Source organism: Nitritalea halalkaliphila LW7, assembly GCF_000265075.1.
Taxonomy (GTDB): domain Bacteria; phylum Bacteroidota; class Bacteroidia; order Cytophagales; family Cyclobacteriaceae; genus Nitritalea; species Nitritalea halalkaliphila.
The window spans coordinates 45,255-65,424 of sequence record NZ_AJYA01000017.1 but is presented as its reverse complement, the minus strand read 5'-3'; the positions used below and the strand labels follow the sequence as shown (position 1 = coordinate 65,424).

The window sequence follows — 20,170 nt, the reverse complement described above, 5'->3', positions numbered from 1 at the left end:
ATAAGGTTCTACGCATTCGAAAAGCTTTTTGATAGACCTTTTAGGAAAAGGGGAGATCCTTTCGTAACTTGCAGATAAGCTGCACAGCAGCAAAGACTTAGTGCAAGGCAGAAACGGGGAGTCAAAAGGAAGTTTTTTTCCCTTCACATGTAACAAAAATCACAAAAAATTTCATCTAGTTTATGGACTTTTGTTGCACAGTTTGTTACAAAGGAGAAGCCTCGGGCGGCTCCCGAATCATTTGCACCTATTAAGACGAAAATACCGATGAAATCTGGCTTTGCACAAAAACTTAACCGCTACCTGCCCATCACAGAGTGGCTGCCGCGCTACAAGCGTGACGATCTCTCCGGTGATCTCAGCGCCGGCCTAACCGTAGGGATCATGCTCATTCCGCAGGGGATGGCCTACGCCATGCTCGCTGGCCTGGAACCGATTCACGGCCTCTATGCCGTTACCGTTCCGCTTCTTTTATATGCGCTATTCGGTACTTCCCGACAGCTGGCGGTAGGTCCTGTGGCCATGGTCTCGCTCCTAACAGCGGCTGGTATCGGTGGACTTAATGCCAGCTCACCCGCAGAATACCTCGGCTACGCGCTGACCTTGGCCTTCCTCGTCGGTTTGATCCAGTTTGGCATGGGCGCCTGCGACTGGGCTTCGTGGTGAATTTCCTCTCTCATCCCGTCATCAATGGATTTACTTCGGCAGCAGCCATCATCATTGGCCTGAGCCAAATCAAGCACCTTTTCCGCATTCAGCTCCCTAATACGGAGCATGTACAAGAAATTTTAGTGGCCCTCTTCCAAAACATCGGAGATATTCACTGGATCACCTTTGGAATCGGTGTTTTAGGAATCATCATCATTAAGTATGGAAAAAAAATCCATAAAGCCTTTCCAGCTCCTTTAGTGGCCGTCGTCGTGGGGATCCTCCTCGTCTATGGCTTTAACCTGACCGAGCAGGGTGTTCGCATCGTCGGAGACGTTCCTTCTGGCTTACCCACGCTTTCGCTTCCATATTTCGATGGAAACACCTGGAGCATGCTGTTTCCTATCGCCTTGACGATTTCTCTAGTGGGCTTTGCAGAGAGTTTTGCGGTAGCGAAAACCATCCAAGCCAAGCATAAAACCTATCGCCTGGACGCCAACCAAGAGCTGATCGCCTTAGGGATGGCCAACTTCGGTGCAGCCTTCTTTAAAGGGTATCCCGTAACGGGTGGTTTCTCCCGAACTGCAGTAAATAACGATGCCGGGGCGAAAACCACCATGGCTTCCATCATCTCGGCAGTGCTCATCGTCCTAACATTACTCTTTTTTACCAGCCTTTTCTACTACTTGCCGAGCGCTATTCTGGCTGCAGTGGTCTTGGTAGCAGTCTCTGGTCTTGTGGACTTTAAAGAGCCTCAGCACCTTTGGAAAAAAGATAAAGTGGACTTTTCGATGCTGGTGCTCACCTTCGTCGTGACATTAACCTTAGGTATCGAAGTCGGCATTATCTCCGGTATGGTGCTCTCCCTTCTCGTGGTGATATACCGCGCCACTCGCCCACACATGGCACAGCTGGGACGTATTCCTGGCACAGCGATTTTCCGAAATGTGAAGCGTTTTAAAAACTTGGAAGAGCGTGAAGACCTTCTGATCGTCCGCATCGACGGCCCGATTTATTTTGCGAACGTCACCTATATCCACGACACCATGGAGTCTTGGCTGGCCGCGAAGGGCGGCAAAGTGAAGGCTGTAGTCCTTAACATGGAGTCGGTAACCAGTATCGACAGCACAGGAGCACATGAGCTCGATGAGTGGATCAAAACATGGCGGGCCGCAGGCATGGAGGTGAGCATGACAGCCATCAAAGGGCCAGTCCGTGACGTGATGAACCGCTGGGGCCTACTGGAAACCATCGGAGTGAATTACATCTTCTTGGATAATGCCAGTGCGGTGGACGCACTCATCACGCATAATCACGCGGACGCAGAAAACTGGAAGGTGTATGCCATGCAGACGAATGACAATTAAGGAATACAACTACCCATAGCTTATAAAAGAACCGGTTGCCGCAAGGCGCCGGTTTTTTTTGGCCCTAGGCCTAACCTCAGCCCATAAGATAGGGTTATACCGGCATGCAGTCCACCCTTTTCTCTTCGCCCGCGGGTCCCAACCTACTTCCTGCCCATGGGGAAATGTATTACCAGGAAGATTTTCTCTCCGCGCAGGAGGCCCACCACTATCAGGCCTTACTGGAGTCAGAACTACGCTGGGTGCAGGAGCCCATCATCCTCTTCGGCAAGCCGGTCATGCAGCCGCGCTTAACGGCCCTTCTGGGAGATCCACGCGTGCCCTATGGCTACTCAGGCATTCAGATGGAGGTTCAAAATTGGCCGAAAGGCCTCCTCCCTCTGCTGCGTCTGGTGGAAGAAGCCGCGGGAGAGCAGTTCACGCACTGTCTCTGCAACTGGTACCGGGATGGTGCCGACAGCATGGGCTGGCATCGGGATAATGAAAAAATCCTCGGCCCTCGTCCGACCATCGCCTCGCTGAGCTTCGGAGGGACACGTGATTTTCAGGTGCGGCCGTACCGGCCAAAGGGCAAGGACCTGCCGGCAGCTCTGGTGGGAGAAAAAAAGCGCGTGCTGCCCCTTGCCGCTGGCAGTCTGCTGCTGATGCAGGGTGACATGCAGCAGTTCTGGGAACATCAGTTGCCCAAAACCAAAAAACCGGTGCAGGCGCGCATCAACCTTACCTTTCGCAGGCTCTTTACAGCAAAGCCCTAAGTGCTCGATCGAACGCTCAGGCTTAATAGATTGATCCAAGCCGTTTTGGCGAGGAAATTTAACGTTTACTGGGCGATCAACTCCTCGAAATCATCGCGGACATAGATCACGTTTCGGCCCAGCTCGATCCATTTTTTCTTTTCTAACTGTTTCAGCAGGCGGGAAATCACTTCACGGGAGGTGCCCAGTTCATTTGCCACCTCCTGATGGGTGATGTGCAGCTCATTCGCCTTCAGCTGCTTCATTTTCATCAAGATATAGCGCATCAGCCGCTCATCCATCCGCTTAAATGCCACCGCGTCTAGGGCGACGAGCACCTCCTGAAAACGCTTTTGGTAGGTGTTCGAGACGAAATCTTTCCACTGCTTGTACTGATCCGTCCAGCTTTCGTGTAGGGCGGTAGGAATACCCAGAATCTGCGTTTCTTCTTCAGCCACGGCCTTGATTTCACTCGGCTTCGAGGCAGAACAGCAGGTAAGGGAGAGGGCACAAGTCTCACCGGGCTCCAGGTAGTAGAGAAACAGCTCGCGGCCGTCCTCATCCATACGCATAATTTTTATGGCGCCACCCAAGACGATGGGTACCATCTTAACAAACTGGCCAGGTTCCATAATGGATTTGCCGGAGGCAAAGGTGTGCACCTTTCCCTGTTCCAGCATGGCTTGCAGGAGATTCGGGTCCGTAATCGCCGGCACCAAGCGCTTTAAGTCATCTATTTCCATGGGGTTACTGTCATATTCAAAGGTGAAAAAACGGATTTCACTGGCTTAAATTAGTGATTTCTGTCACAAGATAAAACGAAAAAACAGGGGGAACGGATGAATAAAAAAAGCCGGATTAGCAACCCGACTCTTTTTGGTATCCTAAACCAACCTATTAAAAGCTATTAAAATCCTCATAATCTGTTTGATGGGCCTTATACGGTCAGGCCTCCATCGATCACATAAGCCGCACCAGTAATGAATTTACTGCGGTCAGAAAGCAGGAAGGTGGCGAGCTCGGCCATCTCCTCGTTGGTGCCATAGCGCCTAAGGGGATCATCTGCTCGAAATTTTTTTTGACTTCCATCCCCGCTCCCGGTGCGAAGCCCTCTTCCAAAGAACGCATCATGCGATTATCCACAGGGGAGGGGTGCATGCTGTTCACGCGAATGCCATGGGGGGCACCTTCCAATGCCGCCACGCGCATGGCACCGATCGTGGCATGTTTGCTCGTCGTGTAGGCGATCGTTTTCGCCGTGCCCTGAAGTCCCGCCACTGAAGATGTGATCAAGATGGCCCCACCGCCCTGACGCTCCATTAGCGGAAATGCCGCTCGCATACCTAAAAACACGCCTTTCACATTCACCGCCATCACTTGGTCGAAGACCTCCTCAGGGTACTCGGCGATCGTAGCTACTCGTCCCTCGATACCGGCATTTAAGAACAAAAGATCGATGCGCTGCCACTTCTCTTCCGCAAAGGCGGTGTACGCCGCTACTTCCTCGGCCTGGCTGACATCGGCCTTAAAGGTAAACACCCGCTCGTCCGCCAACGTGGCCTGTGCTTCGGCCAGTGCCTCTTCGCTGATATCCACGAGCAAGACGCCCCGAATGCCCTCTTGTAAAAATTGGCGAGCGGTAGCTAATCCTATACCACCGGATCCGCCTGTGATGACTGCTGTTTTGTCTTTAAGTTCCATGAAATATGTTTGGTTTATGGTATGTAAAGCGCTTATAGGTTTATTCTTGGGTACAAAGTTACAGGAAGGGCGGGAGGGCACAGCTCGTAAGAATCAGGTAAAAAACTGATTTTCATCAGCTTTTCCGCCCGCAAAAAGTGCCACCTTTGTGAGGTAAGAAGGCCATAAACCTAAACCCTGAAAGCAACATGAAGAAAATTCTCGTCCCTATCGATTTTTCCCCTTATGCAGCTGCGGCTTTTGAGACCGCCATGCGTATCGCTGCGAAAGGAGAGAGTAGCATCATCGCAGTAAATGTCGTCGGATCTACCTTAGACTGGGCTTCCATGCGGCCAGAGGCCAAAGAAAAGGAGACTAAAATCCTCGACCAACTCCAAGAGGCCACAGCCAAATTAGGGGAGTTCCTGGCCCCTTATACCCAGCCGCACGTACCGCTGCACACACAGGTGCTCGTCGGTATTCCCTATGACCAAGTGTGTAAATTGGCGGCAGCCGAAAACACAGACCTGATCGTCTTAGGCGCCTATGGACAGGGGCATGCGCCAGAAAAACATATCGGCTCACATGTGCAGCGCATCCTGCGGGAGGCACACTGCCCGGTGCTGGCTGTAAAAAAGGCACTGAATGGAAATGCGCTGCGCAAAATGGTTTTTGCAGCTAAGTTCCACTCGGATAGCAAGGAAGCCTTTCTGCAGCTTCGCCCCCTTATCCGCCAACTGCGCTGCTCGGTACATTTTCTGTACATCAATACCCCCGAAGGATTTACACGCACGGCCGATGCGGATGCCGCTATGCAGCAGTATGCAAATGGTTTGGAAGACATCGTCATCCACAAGCATATCTATAATGACACCAGTGCGGAAGCAGGGATCCTGAACTTCGCACAAAAATTAGATGCAGGCTTTATCGCTTTCGCTACAAATGAGCGAAAAAACAGCCGCACCTATCAGATCGGCCACACCGAAACCGTGCTCTTTAAAGGAGACTATGCCGTGTTAAGTGTGAAATTTACCTAAAAAGATATACCAGGAACCGTGTAAAAACGCTTTTGACATAGAATTAACCACATCCTAAACAGTGAAAAGGTGGGTCGCCGTGAAGCGCCCACTTTTTTTATGTCTATTCCTGTTTACTTGGCCTTTAGCTGCTTGATGCGCTTCGGATTCCACCAGAGATAAAAGCCCGAAACCGAGAGCAAGAGCAGCCCAAGGCCCATAAGCGTACTTAAACCCATTTTGGCGTAGCCACCATCTGCCTCGAATAAAAAATCCAAAATGCTGCCATCGTGCAGACTTTCGATCAAGTCGGAATTTCGCTGCTTCACCGAAAGAATCTGCCACTGTATGCGTCGAGCTGCACCTCTTTAAAGTGCCGCTTGAACACGATTTTCGCGATGCCCTTCTCCGGACGGATATCCACCCGATCTAAGAGCGGATTGAGCCCCACAGAATCCTGCACGTACTGCACACCGATGCGCATCAGCTCCTCCACAGGCAGCATCTGCTCGGGACGCTCCACCTGCGTACGCTGCGTGGGCGGAAGCAGGGCCAGTGGCTTTTTCCATGCCAGCAAAATCCCCGTTACAGAGACTAAGACCATAAAAAACAAAAGGGGCAGGCTGAGCCACTTATGTAGCTTACGGTAAAAACGAGTCTGGGCACTAAGTGAACTGGGCATGCGTACTGAGTTAACGAATTAATGTGATTATTGGCCTGTAAAGACCACTTTGGCTAACTTTAGCGCCTCCCGAAGGGCATCTTTATCGATGGAGGGACTAAAACCATGGCTTTCCAGCAGGTGAATCAGCGCTTCTGTGGCCACATTTCCCACCAAGCGATCTTCGGCCATCGGGCATCCACCAAAACCCTGTAGGGCGCCATCGAAGCGGCGGCAGCCTGCTTTCAGGGCGGCGTTAATTTTTCCGTTCAACTGGTCCGCACGTGTATGTAGATGCGCACCGAATTCCACCTGCGGAAAGGAGGCGATGTTCACGCGGAAGACAGATTCGATCAGCTCCGGGCTGGCCAGCCCCACCGTGTCAGCAAAAGAAATGACGGACACATCCTTATCGATCAGTTGCTGACAAAATTCCGCCACCAGCTCCGGCGCGTAAGGATCGCCGTAAGGATTACCAAAACCCATGCTGAGGTACACGACCAGCCGGCGATTTTTCGCCATACAGCGGTCTTGGATTTCCTCCACCGTCTGCAGCGCCTCGGCGATACTCTTCCGGGTATTACGCTGCTGAAACGTTCGGATAGCGAAAGAGGGAAGCCGAGATCATCGATTTCAGGAAACTGAAGTGCATCCTCCGCCCCTCTGGTATTCGCCACGATCGCCAGCAGGCGCGTCGTACGCTTGTGTAAATCCAGCATGCCCAGCACCTCGGCCGTGTCGCGCATCTGTGGGATCGCCTTCGGACTGACGAAACTTCCGAAATCCAAGGTATGAAATCCTACCGCTAAAAGCTGATCGAGGTAGGCCGCCTTAATACTCGTATCTATAAAGTGCGGCAAGCCTTGCATCGCATCCCGCGGACATTCTACTAGTTGAATCATGAAAGAAAGATACGCAGGCAGCTGAATTTTCCCAATAGATTTTATCCCCATCGGGAAATTTAGCCCATAGGTGGTCAGGCCTCCGGCCAAAATCCCGCGCCAGGAGGGCCTTCCTTAGGTTTTTTACAGGGCATTTATGTACCTTTGCCACCATATAAAAATTTGACTCCAGGACATGATACGCTTTTTCCAAACCGCCGGACCGCTCGTCTATGCGCTCGAAACTGAAACCGCCCTCACCCCCGAAACGCTGGCTAAGCTGGCCTGGCTCTTCGATGGAGCACAAGCGCTCGACCAGCAGCAGCTCCCCGGGCCATTTATAGGGCCCCGAAAGGAAATGCTCACCCCCTGGTCCACGAACGCTGTAGAAATCTGCCTCAGCATGGGCATTAGCGGCATCAAGCGTATCGAATGTTTCGAAAAAGTGAGCGATGAAAGTCCGCTAGACCCCATGCTCCAGCAGCGCTACACCGAGCTCGACCAGTCGCTCTTCCATATCGCCCTGCAGCCAGAAGCCATCCGCCCCATCGAAGATATCGCCGCCTATAACCAAGCCGAAGGACTGGCCTTAAGCCAAGAAGAGGTGGACTACCTCAACCAAGTCAGCGCCGCTATCGGCCGCCCACTTACGGACTCAGAAGTTTTTGGCTTCAGCCAAGTCAACTCCGAACACTGCCGACACAAAATTTTTAACGGCACCTTCCGCATTGACGGCCAAGAAAAAGAAAAAACCCTCTTTCAACTCATCAAAGCCACCTCGAAGGCACACCCAAACCGAATCGTTTCTGCATATAAAGACAATGTGGCCTTTGTAAAGGGTCCGGCCGCTGTGCAGTTTGCGCCCCTGCGCCAAGATCAGGCCGACTTTTTCGCTGAAACCCCTATCGAAACGGTCCTTTCTCTAAAGGCAGAAACGCATAATTTCCCCACCACGGTGGAGCCTTTTAACGGGGCCGCCACTGGGTCGGGGGGAGAAATCCGTGACCGCATGGCTGGAGGAACTGCCTCGATACCACTCGCGGGCACAGCCGTGTACATGACGGCCTATCCGCGGACCGAAGCAGGGCGTCCCTGGGAGGAGCAGCTGCCTGCACGCCCCTGGCGCTACCAAAGCCCACAGGATATCCTCATCAAGGCCTCGAATGGGGCAAGTGATTTCGGAAATAAATTCGGCCAGCCGCTCATTTCTGGCTCGCTGCTAACCTTCGAACATCAGGAAGGTGGTCGCTGGCTGGGCTTCGATAAAGTGATCATGCAAGCGGGCGGGGTGGGCTTCACGCGTGCGCCCTACAGCTTGAAAAAAACGCCTTCCGCTGGAGATAAAATCATCCTTATGGGGGGCGATAACTACCGTATCGGGATGGGTGGCTCTGCGGTTTCCTCCGTGAATACAGGAGCCTTCAGCCATGCTTTAGAACTAAACGCTATCCAGCGCTCGAATCCCGAAATGCAGAAACGCGTGGCGAATGTCATCCGTGCTATGGCAGAATCGGATGAGAATCCCATCATTTCCATTCACGATCATGGCGCCGGAGGACACCTAAACTGCCTGTCAGAGCTGGTAGAAACCACCGGTGGGAAAATCGCCCTAGAGGCCCTTCCCGTAGGTGATCCGACCCTTTCTGCGAAAGAAATCATCGGAAATGAATCGCAGGAGCGGATGGGGCTGCTGGTACGTCCGGAAGATACGGACCTTTTACGCCGCGTGGCGCAAAGAGAACGCGCTCCCTTCTACGAAATCGGTGAAACCACCGGAGATATGCAGTTTACCTTCGAAGATGCGCGCACAGGGGAGAAGCCCGTGGACTGGAGCCTGCACCATATGTTCGGCAGCTCTCCGAAGACGATCTTGGAAGACAGCCGTGCTGAAAATGGTTTTGCGCCCCTGCGCTACGAAACGGAGAAGCTTAGCGCCTACCTCGAGCAGGTCCTGCAGCTCGAAGCAGTCGCCTGTAAAGACTGGTTGACCAACAAAGTCGACCGCTCCGTAACCGGTCGCGTGGCCAAGCAGCAGACCACTGGCGAGCTGCAGCTTCCACTGAATAATGTCGCCGTCATGGCACTGGACTTTCAGGGAACCCAAGGGATCGCCACCTCCATCGGGCATGCCCCTGTGGCGGCTTTGGCCTCACCCGAAGCAGGATCCCGCCTGGCGATCGCCGAAGCGCTTACCAATATAATCTGGAGCCCGATCGAAGAAGGCCTCACTGGGGTGTCGCTGAGCGCCAACTGGATGTGGCCAGCTAAAAATGCAGGAGAAAACGATCGCCTCTACCGTGCCGTGGAGGCCGTATCGGATTTTGCGATCGCGCTAGGTATCAATATCCCGACCGGAAAAGATTCCCTTTCCATGACGCAGCAGTATCCGGATGGGCAGACTGTTTATGCGCCTGGAACTGTGATCATCAGCGCCATCGGTACGTGTACAGACATTCAGCGCGTCCTTTCCCCAGATTTAGCCCCCGTGCCCGGATCCTCTCTTTATTACATTGATTTTTCGTCGGCACCCCTACAGCTAGGGGGGAGTGCGCTGGCGCAGGTCTTAAACCAAGTGGGGACAGAGACGCCGGATGTGCTGGATGCGAACTATTTCCGCACCTGTTTCGACGCCCTGCAGCAGCTCATCCAGCAGCAATTGCTCCATGCCGGCCATGATATTTCTTCGGGTGGTTTGGTGACGACGCTCTTAGAGATGTGTTTTCCGTCCACGCGCGTAGGCTTAGACGTGCAGCTGGAAGGCCTGGGCGAGGCGGATCCGATCAAAATGCTTTTTGCAGAAAATCCGGGCGTGGTCATTCAGGTGAAAAATGCTGAAAAGGTGCGCGCCCTGCTGGACAGCTACGGCGTACGCTATGTGTCGCTGGGCAAGGTGACCCTGGATGGGGTGCTGAACATTCCCGCCCAAGGGCTGTCCTTCCCAATCGCGACCTATCGCCAACTGTGGTACCGCTCTTCCTACTTGCTGGATAAGTTGCAGTCAGGTGCTGCGCATGCGGAAGCCCGCTACACGAATTACAGCCAGCAGCCCCTCATGTATAGCGGACTGAGCGCTTGGCAGCAGCGCCTGGCGCAGGGGCAGGATAGTGTCCCTCGTGGTCGTGCCCGTGCAGCCATCATCCGCGAAAAAGGCGTTAATGGAGACCGCGAAATGGCCTTTGCGCTTTATGCGGCCGGTTTCGAGGTGAAAGACATTCACATGACCGACCTAATTTCCGGTGCCGAGACCCTGGAGGATGTGCACATGATCGCCTTTGTAGGTGGCTTCTCGAATTCGGATGTTTTGGGCTCCGCCAAAGGCTGGGCTGGGGCCTTCCTCTACAATGAAAAAGCGAAAAAGGCCCTCGACGCCTTCTATGCTCGCCCCGATACGCTGAGCTTAGGGGTATGTAATGGGTGCCAGCTGATGGTGGCACTTGGCCTGCTATATCCGGAGGCGGAGCAGGCTCCTAAAATGGAGCATAACCGCTCAGGGAAATTTGAGTCCGCCTTCCTAAATGTGACGATTCCGTCTAATCAGTCCGTGATGCTGGGCTCCTTAGCCGGCACGCGCCTGGGGGTGTGGATTGCACATGGCGAAGGAAGGTTCCACTTGCCAGCGATGGAATCCTATCGCGTGGCCATGACCTACAGTTATGCTGCCTATCCAGGGAATCCAAACGGTTCGGATGCGGACGTGGCGGCGCTGGTCTCGCAGGATGGCCGACATCTGGCGATGATGCCGCATATCGAGCGCTCCCTGAAGCCTTGGAACTGGCCCTACCTCAGCCCGGAGCTGGCGGAGGATCCTGTCAGCCCATGGATGGAGGCCTTCCAAAATGCGTATAACTGGATAGCTGAAAGAGTGTAAAGTCAAAAAAAGGAAGAGGTTTCGCATCTCTTCCTTTTTTTAGGCCTGCGCGGCCAAGTGACTACCTATGGGATGAAAGTCTCAGGTGAGGGATAACGATCGCCAGGCTAATTTTTAAATCTACAACATATCAAATTAAATCCCGTAATAATGATAAAATAACGCTGTGTTTGAGGGGAGCTCCCCAAACGCACAAAGGCCACACATGAAAAGCGAGAAGCATACATCTTACGGGAAGAACCATCAAGCCTGCTGTCGCCTGGGATTCCTTTTGCTTCCTTTTCTGCAGCTCCTGCAGCAGCCAACTTGCGCACAAACCCTCGAGACACAGCAGCACGAAAATAATCCACGTATCGGTGCCTTTTTTAGCTTCGTCACCAATATGTACGAACAGCCATTCGGCCCCAGCGCGGAAGCAGGCGCCAGCTGGCTACCGCTTCGCGCCATCGGATTTCCTACCGGCATCAATTTTTGGTTGAACGATCAAATCGCTTTTTCAATCGAAGTAGTACCCACCCTAACATGGGAGGAAAGACTGCGCGTTTCTCAATTTCTTTTTCATCCCGGCATCATCTGGAACTTTGGGAAAGACATGAGCCTTGCCACACGCCTGGCCTTCGAAAGAAACGGACAGCTGGGCTTTACCCCCGTCATCGGAAAAATGATTAAAGATTTTGGCCACTCCAACCTCTCTCTGGCTGTTCCCTTACCCTTGCGCTTTGGAAACGATCTCCCGAGCAACTGGTCCATTGGTCTTCAGGTAGGTTGGGGTTTTTAAAAGGAAGCTCCGGAAATCACGAAAAAAATAGCCAGGGCATGCTTTCGCGCAGAGCTAGCATCCTCCATGCAGCAGCTCGACACGTTATCCTCGGCTTACCCATTTACTCTCAGACAGAAACTTCTGCCTTAATATGTGGATAGGGATCGTAATTTTCAAGGGTAAAATCGGAGTATTGAAAACCAAAAAGGTCCTTTACTTCTGGGTTTAGCCGCATCTGCGGCAAAGGGCGCGGCGTACGGCTCAGCTGCAGCTTGGCCTGCTCTAAATGATTGAGATACAGGTGCGCATCCCCAAAGGTATGGATGAACTCACCCGGAGTCAGCCCACACACCTGCGCTAGCATTAGCGTCAGCAGCGCATAGGAGGCGATATTAAAAGGAACGCCTAAAAACACATCGGCAGAACGCTGGTACAGCTGGCAGGATAGCTTCCCCTCCGCCACATAAAACTGAAAAAGCGTATGACAGGGGGGCAGCGCCATTTCATTCACCTCGGCCACGTTCCAGGCGCAGACCAGGTGCCGCCTACTGTTCGGGTTTTGCTTCAGGCCATCCACTAGGAGCTTGATCTGATCGATCTCACCGCCTTTGCCGTCAGGCCAGTGCCGCCACTGATGCCCATACACCGGCCCCAGCTCGCCATTTTCATCGGCCCATTCATCCCAGATCCGCACCCCATTTTCCTTCAGGTAAGCGATGTTCGTCTCCCCTTTAAGGAACCAAAGCAGCTCATGAATGATGGAGCGCAGGTGCAGCTTTTTGGTGGTCACCAGTGGAAATCCCTCTTCCAGATTATAACGCATCTGATAGCCGAACACGGAAAGCGTTCCAGTGCCTGTTCTGTCCTCCTTTTTCACTCCATGCGCTAAAATGTGCGCCATAAGCTCATGATATGCTTGCATGCGGTAATGGTTTTGGCCTCCGGCCAAAGGTACAGCATTCTCCCCATTTTCAAAAGCGCGCCCAACATCCGGCTCTTAAAACCTTTCTCCCCTGGAGGCGTTTTCTATAAAAACTACGCCGCATGTCTGCCCACTTTTTACGCCCTCAAGCCTACCGCCTCGCGCTACTGGCCCTGGGGATCAGTCTCCTTTTTGTCGCCCTTCGCCCAACCCCCACCTTTGATTATGATTTTGAAGGATTTTTTCCGCGCGGCGACGAAAGTCTGCTCTACTACCAAGACTTCCGCGAGCGTTTCCAAAACGATAACGATTACCTCTTGATCGCCGTCCAAGCACCCGAAACTGTTTGGGATCGCGAGTTTCTCGGGGAGGTAGAAGCACTGCAGGAGGCGCTGCGCGAACTACCAGCCGTCCTCAGCGTGCAGTCCGCCCTAGATCTGGAAGAGCTCCGAGCAGGGGCTTTCGGCCTGCGCCGCAGTAAGTACATACAGTTCGAAGACGAAGAGGAACTGGCTGCCAGCCAAAAGCGCGTAGAAGCCCTCCAAACCACTGGGCTCAATTTATCGCCGAAGAGGAGCGCTACCTCTTACTGCTCTTGGAAAACGAACAAAATATCGCCAAAGAACGGGGCGACACGCTTTACCTCGCCATCCAAGCGACCCTCGACGAGCGCACTGCTGCCTTCTCAGACATCAAAACTGCCGGTAAAATCAAGGCGCAAGGGGCTTTTGTATCCCTACTGCAAGCAGAATTTGCCTTTTTTCTGGGCTTGAGCTTCCTATTGATTGTGGTTTTGTTGGCCTTACTTTTCCAAACCTGGTGGGGAGTCGTGCTTCCCCTGCTGGTGCTAGCCGTGGGCATCGCCTGGTCCCTGGCCTTTCGCCTACTCAGCGGGCAGGCGCTCGATGTGCTGGCGGTCATGCAACCCACCCTGCTGCTGGTTATCGGCCTAAGTGCTGTGTGCATTACCTTAGTTATTATCTGCTGCTACTTCGGCGCGGCTACACGAAGGCGGAAGCCATTCCGGAAACCTTTCGCCACCTTTTTCTGGCCGTTTTCCTTACCGCACTCACCACCAGTTTGGGCTTCTTTTCCCTGTTTTTAGCCAGCGCTGACAGCATCCGCTACTTCGGACTGTTCACGGGCGCTGGTGTGCTGCTGATGTTTGCGGCCATCAACTTGCTGCTCCCCGCTCTGCTGTATCGTTTCGCGCCGGAAGGGCAGGGTGGGAGCGAAAAGGGCTACCTGCGCTGGGAAAGGGGCCTAAGGGGGCTCTTGGGCGCGGTTCTTAGGAACCGCAAAACGGTTTTAGCCACTTTTCTCTTTCTGATAGCTGGTGCAATGCCCTGGTAACCCGCCTACAAGTGGACGGCTACCTGCTGGATAACTTGCCTGAAGAGCATCCTATCGTGCAGGAGTTTTTGTTTTTGACCGTACCTTCGGAGGGAGTAACCCATTGGAAATCAGTATCACAGCGGGTAGCGAAGTGGAAGACCTCTTGGATTATCGGGCGCTGAAGGCTTTGGACACCCTCGAGCAGTTCGTCCAAAAAAACTACGCCACAGGCCCCTTACTTTCACCACTCACCTTCGCGAAATTCGCCCACATGGCCTCCAATCAGGCAAATCCCAAAGCCTTCGTGCTGCCCTCGGAGGCACGCTATAAAGGGTATGAAGGCTCATCGAAGGACTGTTGGAAGCGGATTTTCTGCCCCCACTTATTGACAGCGAGGGAACGAGGGCCCGCATCACAGGGCGCATGCAAGATTGGGGATCCGCCCGAGCCGAGCGATTGGATCATGAACTCCGGGCATTTACGGAAGCATATATTTCCGAAGAAATCCTGAGCGTTCGCCGAACAGGCACCTCTTACCTAATCGATAAAAGCCATCGCCTCGTCTCTGAGCAGATGGCAAAAGGGCTGGGGCTGGCCTTTCTCCTCGTGGCCACAGTGCAGGAATCCTATTCCGCTCCTGGCGCATGGCCCTTATCGTGCTTATTCCGAACGTGATTCCGCTCTTCTTTATGTGCACCGTCATGGTGCTTGCGGGCATCGACTTGAAACTCACCACAGCGATTTTATTTGCCGTCGCATTCGGAATCGCCGTGGACGATAGCATCCACTTTATGAGCAAGTTATACGGGGAATTACGCAGTGGGAAGAGCATGGCCTACGCGGTGAAGCGCACCTTTTTAGAGACGGGCAAGGCCATCAGCCTCAGTACCCTAATCCTATGCAGTGGATTTGCGCTGCTGCTGTTCAGCGCCTTTGGCGTTACCTTTTATACCGGACTACTGATTAGCCTCGCCCTGCTCTTTGCCTGGGCCGCAGATCTCCTACTGCTTCCTGTGTTACTCGGAAACCGAGGCTACGGAGTGCCAGAGCGCTTGCGCAAAAGGGCTCCGATAGGATAATGATCCGAGTAATCGACTGCTGAATACGTTTTAAAGTCAGTCACATCGAAAAAGTCCTCTTGGTAAAACAAGTGGTCGATGCGTAGAAAAAATAAAACACGGTTGTAAGTAAAGCCAAAACCACTGCCCGCACGTTCGAAAGCGTTCGAAAGGTTTTGACGCAAATTAAAATACAGGTAGCTGTAGGGCGTGTCATTAAAATCGCCCATAAGCAAGACAGGGTACGGACTGTCAGCGATATGCTGCTGGAGCTGTGCCAACTGGCGCGCGCGGGTAACTTGGCCATTTCGAATTTTGCGCGCCACATCGTAGTAATTTTCTTTGAACCCCTCCACATCTTTTAAGGCCTCAGCCTGTATGCTCATGGACTCCAGGTGCGCATTGTAAACGCGGATCGTATCGGAGTTCCAACGGATATCGGCGAATATGACGCCGTTATTCCGCGAATTATCGAAAACCCGCCCTTCATTTACGATAGGGTAGCGGCTGATGATGGCCATGCCGATACTTTGGCGCTGGCGCCGTCTCTGCACCGGCTGATAAGAAATGTGCATGCCCTGATCCTGTGCTAACCGACGGATCATGTGGGTCGATGCCGTGGTTTCATCCTGATAAAATTCTTGTATGCACTTGATATCCGCGGGATGCTCACTGAGCCAGCGGGCGATGCTCTCCCGAAATTCTGCAGGATTGCGCTTTTCCCTGTTGTAGCGAAAAAGATGCACATTATACGAAAGCACCTCCAGTGTTTCCTCCGTGCGGGCCTCCTGGAAGCGGTCAGCGCTTGGCCAGCGGAAGGTAGCCTTCAGGTAGGGAAAGCTGAGCACCAGCACCAGAAGGGGCACCCAAAACCAGCGGCTGCGGCTTAAAAGCATGAAAACAAAAAGCACCCCATGTCCGAGAAGGAGCAGGGGGATGCCTAAACTTAACAGGCCCGCCAGCGGAACATGTAGGGGGCTGATGTACACGCTCAGCAGCACCGCCACACTCAGTATCAAAAGAAGTCCATAAAACCAGCGCGCCATAGCTATTCTAAATTGCTTGCAAAACGCAAAACTAGGGAGAAAATTGAGTTTCTTCAGTAAAAAAGCAAGTTTCTCTCCCCAGTTTTAGCGTTTAGCGGTCAGAGGAAATTAGCACAAGTTCCTCCTGCGGGGCCAAAATATAGCGTGCTCCGTCCTCCGTTACGACGGCGATTTCTTCTACGGACATGGTTTTCAGGCCTCCATCAGGCAGCTTCCAGGCATGAAAGCCATCGAAAGCAAACAGCTGCCCCGGCTTCAGCGGACGCATCACAGAAGGGCGTGAGCTCGGGTCTTCCAGCAAGCCACCCCCTAAGCTTGGCCCGATGTCATGCGCCACATAGCCTACCGGATGCCCTGTACTCCACATCACGGGCTCAGAGCCACGCTCGGCCATCCACTCGCGCTGTGCCCGATCTACTTCATAGCCTTTTACACCGGGAGCCATGGCGGCCAGTGCCACACGATTTCCTCCGATGCTGGATTCGAAATAATACTGCACCGAGTCGGGCGCGCTCGTTTCACCAGGGCGTAGCACATACGCAAAACGCTGGATGTCACTCACCCACATGTCCCACACGCGCACCCCAAAATCGATCTGTATAACATCTCCAGGCTGAATCACCTTATCCGTGGCATGACTGTGACCACGATCAGCACCCGAGTTGACATTCGGGTTTTGCTCAGGATTCCAGGCATCACTGAAGCCATAGGCCTCCATTTTATCTTTTAAAAAGCGGGCGATATCCGCATCAGTACTTTTTCCCGGCACTACTTGGGCGTAAGCCTCAAGCTCCCACTGGGCCGTTAGCTCGGAGGCTTTCGCGATAATTTCTACTTCCTCGGGCAGCTTCACAGATAGCCACTCGTAAATGAGCTCATCCGCAGACACTAGCTTCACCGCATCGGGTCCCATAGCCGTGCTGATGGCGGCATACTGGGTGCTGGATAGCCGTCGGCCAAAGCGTTTTCCGTAGAGGTATTAATGGCGATGGCACTAAATCCACCGCTGCGCAGGTAGGCTACCGCCTGCGAAAGGGCAGAGGCTCCCCGGTCGATCGGGCGCACCTCGTCGTGAATGCCCGACTCCGCCAGCGCGGTCGCTTCGCCCACAGGAGAAAAAGCCACACTGCTCACTTCCCCATTTCGATAGGCAAAAACGATGGCCAACTGACCTCCGGCATTTTCGCCGCCGACATGGTGGGCGATAGGGTCATTGTTGTTTTCCCGACAGAGAATCAGCCAAGCATCCACGCCAGCTGCTTCCATAGCCTGGGGAAGTAAGGTACGCATGCGCTCCTTGCGGATTTCGGGCCATGGGCTCGGCCCAGCAAAAGGATTTTCGATTTCCTGCTGATCAGCACTGCCTTTTTCAGCCGCACAAGCTAAAACACTTGCGGCTATGGCACACAGGAGGAACCCTCTCTGAAGAAGGCGAGCAAGAGAATGTGTAGGGGACATGAGGCTTCGTTTATGCAGTTGAAAATAAAGCGAAGATACGGCCTTCTATGGTTTTTTGGCGTATTTTTCCATAAATGGATGCTGGAGTACTTCGAAAAAGCGCGACATATACCCTAGTAGGCTCCTGTCAGAAGCGCCCTAATTTAACCGATAGAAAAAATGCCAAGAAAGAGGAAAAACCTTTGCTTTATTTTTTTTACATTTGTTATTCTGCTCGATCGCATCATTTTTAAATCCGCCTTGCTGTAATGGGTTGAATGTCAGATCGAAAAAGCAGTGATTCAGGCCGGTAGCATCGTGAACATGTCCTATCGTCTTTCATTCCATAAACTAAAGCGTCATCCGATTTATGAGTACCTTATATACCCCTTGTGAAATTCCGGAGAAAGAGCCTAAGCTAGATTTTTCCTCTTTTGTGGTTGCCCTGGGTTCTTGCTTTTCCACAGTAATGGGCGGATTTTTACAGCAGCGGAAATTTGAGACACTTATAAATCCCTTTGGAACCCTCTTTAACCCCATTTCTATCCTCCGAAATGCCCGCATGGCTCTGCAGCAAGAAAGCTACCGACCGGAGCTGGTGGCGCAGCGAGACGGACTGCTCGCGCATTATGAGACGCATGGCGACTTGATGGCCTACAGTGAACATGCACTTATGCGGCTTTTGGCGAAGCGCCAAAGTGTTTGTAGACATGGGCTCCTCGAGGCCAGCCATGTTTTCCTGACCTTTGGCACCGCCTGGGTGCATGAACATAGCCCGTCAGGTACACTCGTGGCCAACTGCCACAAGCAGCCGGCAGCTTTCTTTACGAAACGCCTGCTGCAGGTAGAGGAAATCGTGCAGGCCTTCGAAGCCTTTTACCTCTGCCTACAAGAAGAAAATCCCGACGCCACCTTTCTGCTAACCGTAAGCCCGGTTCGTCATACGCGCGAAGGATTGCCCCAAAACCAGTTGAGCAAGTCGGTTCTCCGCCTGGCCTGCCATGAAATCGAACAGCGCTTTCCTGGGGTACATTACTTTCCTGCGTATGAGCTGATGCTCGACGAGCTCCGCGATTACCGCTTTTATAAGGAAGACCTCATCCACCCGAGCCCTCTGGCGGAAGAAATGATCTGGGAACGCTTTAAAGCCGCTTGGATTCACCGCAGCACCTTCGGCCTCATCCATGAGTTCGAGCAGATTCAGCGAGAGCTGGCGCACCGCCCCATTAACCCCGAAGGCGTGGCGCATCAGCGCTTCGTGAGCAGTCTGCTGCGCAAGCTGGAACGATTCGATAAGGATTTTGATTTTAGTAAAGAAATCGAGCAGCTGCGCAAACAGGCCATGCAGCAAAGCCGCTAAGCGCAAGCCCTTTTTTTGGCCCGAGAGGGCCGTATGCCTTAACCTCTACCACCGGTGCAAGAAAGTTTATTCACGGATTTTAAAGGCAGTGGGGAGCCAGATCAGTTCGTCGACCTGGTGCTGCCCGTTCCGATCCCCAACCTATTCACCTACCTCGTGCCGCGCGAGCTGTCGGCCAGCATCGGCATCGGATTTCGTGTGGTCGTGCAGTTCGGACCCAAGCGTGTGCTGACCGGAATCGTGGCGCGCATGCATACGAAGGCGCCGGAAACCTATGAGGTAAAGCCGCTTCTGGATGTGCTGGACACCGAGCCCGTGGTGCATCCGATCCAAATTCGGTTTTGGTCTTGGATGGCCAGCTACTATGCCTGCTACTTGGGGGAGGTGATGAGCGCCGCCCTGCCAGCTGGGCTTAAGTTAAATGCAGAGAGTAGGCTGCAGCTACGTCCCGAATTTTCGCGCGAGAACTGTGCCTTTCCGCTGGATAACAGGGAAGAGCTGCTCATTCAGGCGCTGGAGCAGAAGGACTCCCTCACCTATGTGGAGTGCGAGCAGGTGCTAGGCAGTAAGCAGATTCATAAAATCATTAAAAGCTTGATCGCGAAGGAAATCGTCCTGGTCTTCGAGCAGTTAAAAGATAAATATACCCCGCGTAAAGTCAGTAAGGTTCGCCTAGCGGCGGAGCATTTGGCGCCGGGGGCGCTGGAAAAACTTTTTGAGACGCTAAGTAGCAAGCCCAAGCAGGAGGCGGTGCTGCTGCGCCTGCTACAGGTGCTGCCCGTGCACCAAAATCCAAGCCTGAATGCGCTGGGGGTGGATAAAAAGCGCCTGCGCGAAGGGGCAGGGCTGTCTGAATCTTCCCTGGCGACGCTCTTGAAAAATGGAGTTTTAGAGGGTTTCGAGGAAATCGTCAGCCGCTTTCAGGAGCAGGCCGGTACAGAAGAACGCCCCATCCTAAGTAAGGCCCAAGAGCAGGCACTGCAAGAAATCCAGGAGGCCTTTCAGTCGAAAGATACGGTGTTGCTGCAGGGGGTGACAGGCAGCGGCAAGACCGAGCTGTACCTCCACCTGATCTTAGATGCGCTGGAAGGGGGGGCGCAGGTGCTGCTGCTGCTCCCGGAAATCGCCCTTACAACCCACCTGGTGGAGCGCCTGCGCAGCGCCTTAGGCGCAAAAATGGGGGTATTCCACTCAAAATTTTCTGAAAATGAGCGCGTAGAGGTATGGAATGGGCTCTTGCAGGGACGTTATCAGGTCGTCGTAGGCGTGCGCAGTGCCCTTTTTCTGCCCTTTGATAGCCTCGGCCTCGTGATCGTGGACGAAGAACATGAGCCTTCCTTCAAGCAGTTCGACCCGCCCCTCGCTTTCAGGCTCGGGATGCCGCCCTGATGCTGGCA

The 20,170-nt window shown here is 53.3% G+C and carries 19 protein-coding genes and 2 pseudogenes; 12 read left to right on the top strand and 9 right to left on the bottom strand.

From position 1 onward, the window contains the following. Positions 1 to 267: 267 nt before the first annotated feature. The 3 genes and pseudogenes from A3SI_RS23195 to A3SI_RS06830 form a co-directional block, all read left to right on the top strand. Positions 268 to 1,391: pseudogene (locus A3SI_RS23195) on the top strand (SulP family inorganic anion transporter); the annotation flags it as partial. A gap of 48 nt (positions 1,392 to 1,439) precedes the next feature. Beyond that, entirely contained in the window at positions 1,440 to 2,015 is a 576-nt protein-coding gene (locus A3SI_RS23190; protein WP_394330362.1) for an STAS domain-containing protein, read from the top strand. A 104-nt stretch (positions 2,016 to 2,119) separates the two neighbouring features. Then, positions 2,120 to 2,770 carry an alpha-ketoglutarate-dependent dioxygenase AlkB family protein gene (locus A3SI_RS06830; protein ID WP_009054617.1) on the top strand — a complete coding sequence of 217 codons (651 nt, stop codon included), beginning with the start codon at positions 2,120 to 2,122 and terminating at the stop codon, positions 2,768 to 2,770. A gap of 65 nt (positions 2,771 to 2,835) precedes the next feature. On the opposite strand, the gene A3SI_RS06825 is transcribed toward A3SI_RS06830, so the two are convergent. Continuing rightward, positions 2,836 to 3,492: a Crp/Fnr family transcriptional regulator gene (locus A3SI_RS06825; protein WP_009054616.1), complete on the bottom strand. Its 657-nt coding sequence runs from the start codon at positions 3,490 to 3,492 to the stop codon at positions 2,836 to 2,838. Positions 3,493 to 3,686: 194 nt separating this feature from the next. Further along, a pseudogene (locus A3SI_RS06820) lies at positions 3,687 to 4,450 on the bottom strand (SDR family NAD(P)-dependent oxidoreductase). A 188-nt stretch (positions 4,451 to 4,638) separates the two neighbouring features. Between A3SI_RS06820 and A3SI_RS06815 the strand changes: the two are divergent. After that, positions 4,639 to 5,466 carry a universal stress protein gene (locus tag A3SI_RS06815; RefSeq protein ID WP_009054613.1) on the top strand — a complete coding sequence of 276 codons (828 nt, stop codon included), beginning with the start codon at positions 4,639 to 4,641 and terminating at the stop codon, positions 5,464 to 5,466. Positions 5,467 to 5,579: 113 nt separating this feature from the next. On the opposite strand, the gene A3SI_RS20370 is transcribed toward A3SI_RS06815, so the two are convergent. The 3 genes from A3SI_RS20370 to A3SI_RS22355 are packed head-to-tail and all read right to left on the bottom strand — an operon-like array spanning position 5,580 to position 6,652. After that, complete coding sequence (locus A3SI_RS20370; RefSeq protein WP_238531638.1) at positions 5,580 to 5,774, bottom strand: hypothetical protein; 195 nt, start codon at positions 5,772 to 5,774, stop codon at positions 5,580 to 5,582. Continuing rightward, positions 5,771 to 6,127 carry a PepSY-associated TM helix domain-containing protein gene (locus A3SI_RS06810; RefSeq protein WP_238531637.1) on the bottom strand — a complete coding sequence of 119 codons (357 nt, stop codon included), beginning with the start codon at positions 6,125 to 6,127 and terminating at the stop codon, positions 5,771 to 5,773. Before A3SI_RS06810 ends, A3SI_RS20370 begins: the two co-directional genes overlap by 4 nt. 27 nt (positions 6,128 to 6,154) lie before the next feature. Beyond that, the gene (locus A3SI_RS22355) at positions 6,155 to 6,652 is read right to left on the bottom strand and encodes a beta/alpha barrel domain-containing protein (protein ID WP_316929105.1); all 498 of its coding nucleotides are present in this window, start codon (positions 6,650 to 6,652) and stop codon (positions 6,155 to 6,157) included. A 531-nt stretch (positions 6,653 to 7,183) separates the two neighbouring features. Between A3SI_RS22355 and purL the strand changes: the two genes are divergently transcribed. Together purL and A3SI_RS17265 are read left to right on the top strand one after the other, a co-directional pair. Further along, positions 7,184 to 10,855, top strand: coding sequence for a phosphoribosylformylglycinamidine synthase (gene purL, locus A3SI_RS06800; RefSeq protein ID WP_009054609.1), 3,672 nt, complete (start codon positions 7,184 to 7,186; stop codon positions 10,853 to 10,855). Positions 10,856 to 11,060: 205 nt separating this feature from the next. Further along, positions 11,061 to 11,633, top strand: a complete 573-nt coding sequence (locus A3SI_RS17265) for a hypothetical protein (RefSeq protein ID WP_009054607.1) — start codon at positions 11,061 to 11,063, stop codon at positions 11,631 to 11,633. A 109-nt stretch (positions 11,634 to 11,742) separates the two neighbouring features. Here A3SI_RS17265 and A3SI_RS06790 read toward each other — a convergent pair whose 3' ends face one another. Then, positions 11,743 to 12,537, bottom strand: a complete 795-nt coding sequence (locus A3SI_RS06790; protein WP_009054606.1) for a thymidylate synthase — start codon at positions 12,535 to 12,537, stop codon at positions 11,743 to 11,745. Positions 12,538 to 12,659: 122 nt separating this feature from the next. Here A3SI_RS06790 and A3SI_RS20365 point away from each other — a divergent pair, with 122 nt between their 5' ends. From A3SI_RS20365 to A3SI_RS20350, 4 genes are all read left to right on the top strand, one after another. Further along, positions 12,660 to 13,310 carry a hypothetical protein gene (locus A3SI_RS20365; RefSeq protein ID WP_238531636.1) on the top strand — a complete coding sequence of 217 codons (651 nt, stop codon included), beginning with the start codon at positions 12,660 to 12,662 and terminating at the stop codon, positions 13,308 to 13,310. Positions 13,311 to 13,356: 46 nt separating this feature from the next. Beyond that, on the top strand, positions 13,357 to 13,890 hold the full coding sequence (locus A3SI_RS20360; RefSeq protein WP_238531635.1) for an MMPL family transporter: 534 nt from the start codon (positions 13,357 to 13,359) through the stop codon (positions 13,888 to 13,890). Between the two features lie 103 nt (positions 13,891 to 13,993). Further along, positions 13,994 to 14,383 carry a hypothetical protein gene (locus A3SI_RS20355; protein WP_009054604.1) on the top strand — a complete coding sequence of 130 codons (390 nt, stop codon included), beginning with the start codon at positions 13,994 to 13,996 and terminating at the stop codon, positions 14,381 to 14,383. A gap of 112 nt (positions 14,384 to 14,495) precedes the next feature. Continuing rightward, positions 14,496 to 14,951, top strand: a complete 456-nt coding sequence (locus tag A3SI_RS20350) for an MMPL family transporter (RefSeq protein WP_394330361.1) — start codon at positions 14,496 to 14,498, stop codon at positions 14,949 to 14,951. Here the strand turns inward: A3SI_RS20350 and A3SI_RS06780 are convergent. The 3 genes from A3SI_RS06780 to A3SI_RS20340 form a co-directional block, all read right to left on the bottom strand. After that, entirely contained in the window at positions 14,906 to 15,976 is a 1,071-nt protein-coding gene (locus A3SI_RS06780) for an endonuclease/exonuclease/phosphatase family protein (RefSeq protein WP_009054603.1), read from the bottom strand. The genes A3SI_RS20350 and A3SI_RS06780 overlap by 46 nt on opposite strands. A 91-nt stretch (positions 15,977 to 16,067) precedes the next feature. Next, positions 16,068 to 16,874 (bottom strand): M24 family metallopeptidase, encoded by an 807-nt coding sequence (locus A3SI_RS20345; protein ID WP_238531633.1) that lies wholly within the window; start codon positions 16,872 to 16,874, stop codon positions 16,068 to 16,070. Next, positions 16,871 to 17,434, bottom strand: a complete 564-nt coding sequence (locus tag A3SI_RS20340) for a hypothetical protein (RefSeq protein WP_238531632.1) — start codon at positions 17,432 to 17,434, stop codon at positions 16,871 to 16,873. The genes A3SI_RS20345 and A3SI_RS20340 overlap by 4 nt, the downstream gene beginning before the upstream one ends. Positions 17,435 to 17,783: 349 nt before the next feature. On the opposite strand from A3SI_RS20340, the gene A3SI_RS06770 reads away from it, so the two are divergent. Then, positions 17,784 to 18,773 carry a GSCFA domain-containing protein gene (locus A3SI_RS06770; RefSeq protein WP_009054601.1) on the top strand — a complete coding sequence of 330 codons (990 nt, stop codon included), beginning with the start codon at positions 17,784 to 17,786 and terminating at the stop codon, positions 18,771 to 18,773. A 54-nt stretch (positions 18,774 to 18,827) separates the two neighbouring features. Further along, entirely contained in the window at positions 18,828 to 20,162 is a 1,335-nt protein-coding gene (locus tag A3SI_RS22350) for a primosomal protein N' family DNA-binding protein (protein ID WP_316929104.1), read from the top strand. Positions 20,163 to 20,170: the final 8 nt, after the last annotated feature.

Coding starts and splice junctions, on each gene's coding strand:
- A3SI_RS23190 (WP_394330362.1), top strand. CDS start 1,440: ATGCTGGTGCTCACCTTCGTCGTGACATTAACCTTAGGTATCGAAGTC.
- A3SI_RS06830 (WP_009054617.1), top strand. CDS start 2,120: ATGCAGTCCACCCTTTTCTCTTCGCCCGCGGGTCCCAACCTACTTCCT.
- A3SI_RS06825 (WP_009054616.1), bottom strand. CDS start 3,492: ATGGAAATAGATGACTTAAAGCGCTTGGTGCCGGCGATTACGGACCCG.
- A3SI_RS06815 (WP_009054613.1), top strand. CDS start 4,639: ATGAAGAAAATTCTCGTCCCTATCGATTTTTCCCCTTATGCAGCTGCG.
- A3SI_RS06810 (WP_238531637.1), bottom strand. CDS start 6,127: ATGCCCAGTTCACTTAGTGCCCAGACTCGTTTTTACCGTAAGCTACAT.
- purL (WP_009054609.1), top strand. CDS start 7,184: ATGATACGCTTTTTCCAAACCGCCGGACCGCTCGTCTATGCGCTCGAA.
- A3SI_RS17265 (WP_009054607.1), top strand. CDS start 11,061: ATGAAAAGCGAGAAGCATACATCTTACGGGAAGAACCATCAAGCCTGC.
- A3SI_RS06790 (WP_009054606.1), bottom strand. CDS start 12,537: ATGCAAGCATATCATGAGCTTATGGCGCACATTTTAGCGCATGGAGTG.
- A3SI_RS20365 (WP_238531636.1), top strand. CDS start 12,660: ATGTCTGCCCACTTTTTACGCCCTCAAGCCTACCGCCTCGCGCTACTG.
- A3SI_RS06780 (WP_009054603.1), bottom strand. CDS start 15,976: ATGGCGCGCTGGTTTTATGGACTTCTTTTGATACTGAGTGTGGCGGTG.
- A3SI_RS20340 (WP_238531632.1), bottom strand. CDS start 17,434: ATGTCCCCTACACATTCTCTTGCTCGCCTTCTTCAGAGAGGGTTCCTC.
- A3SI_RS06770 (WP_009054601.1), top strand. CDS start 17,784: ATGAGTACCTTATATACCCCTTGTGAAATTCCGGAGAAAGAGCCTAAG.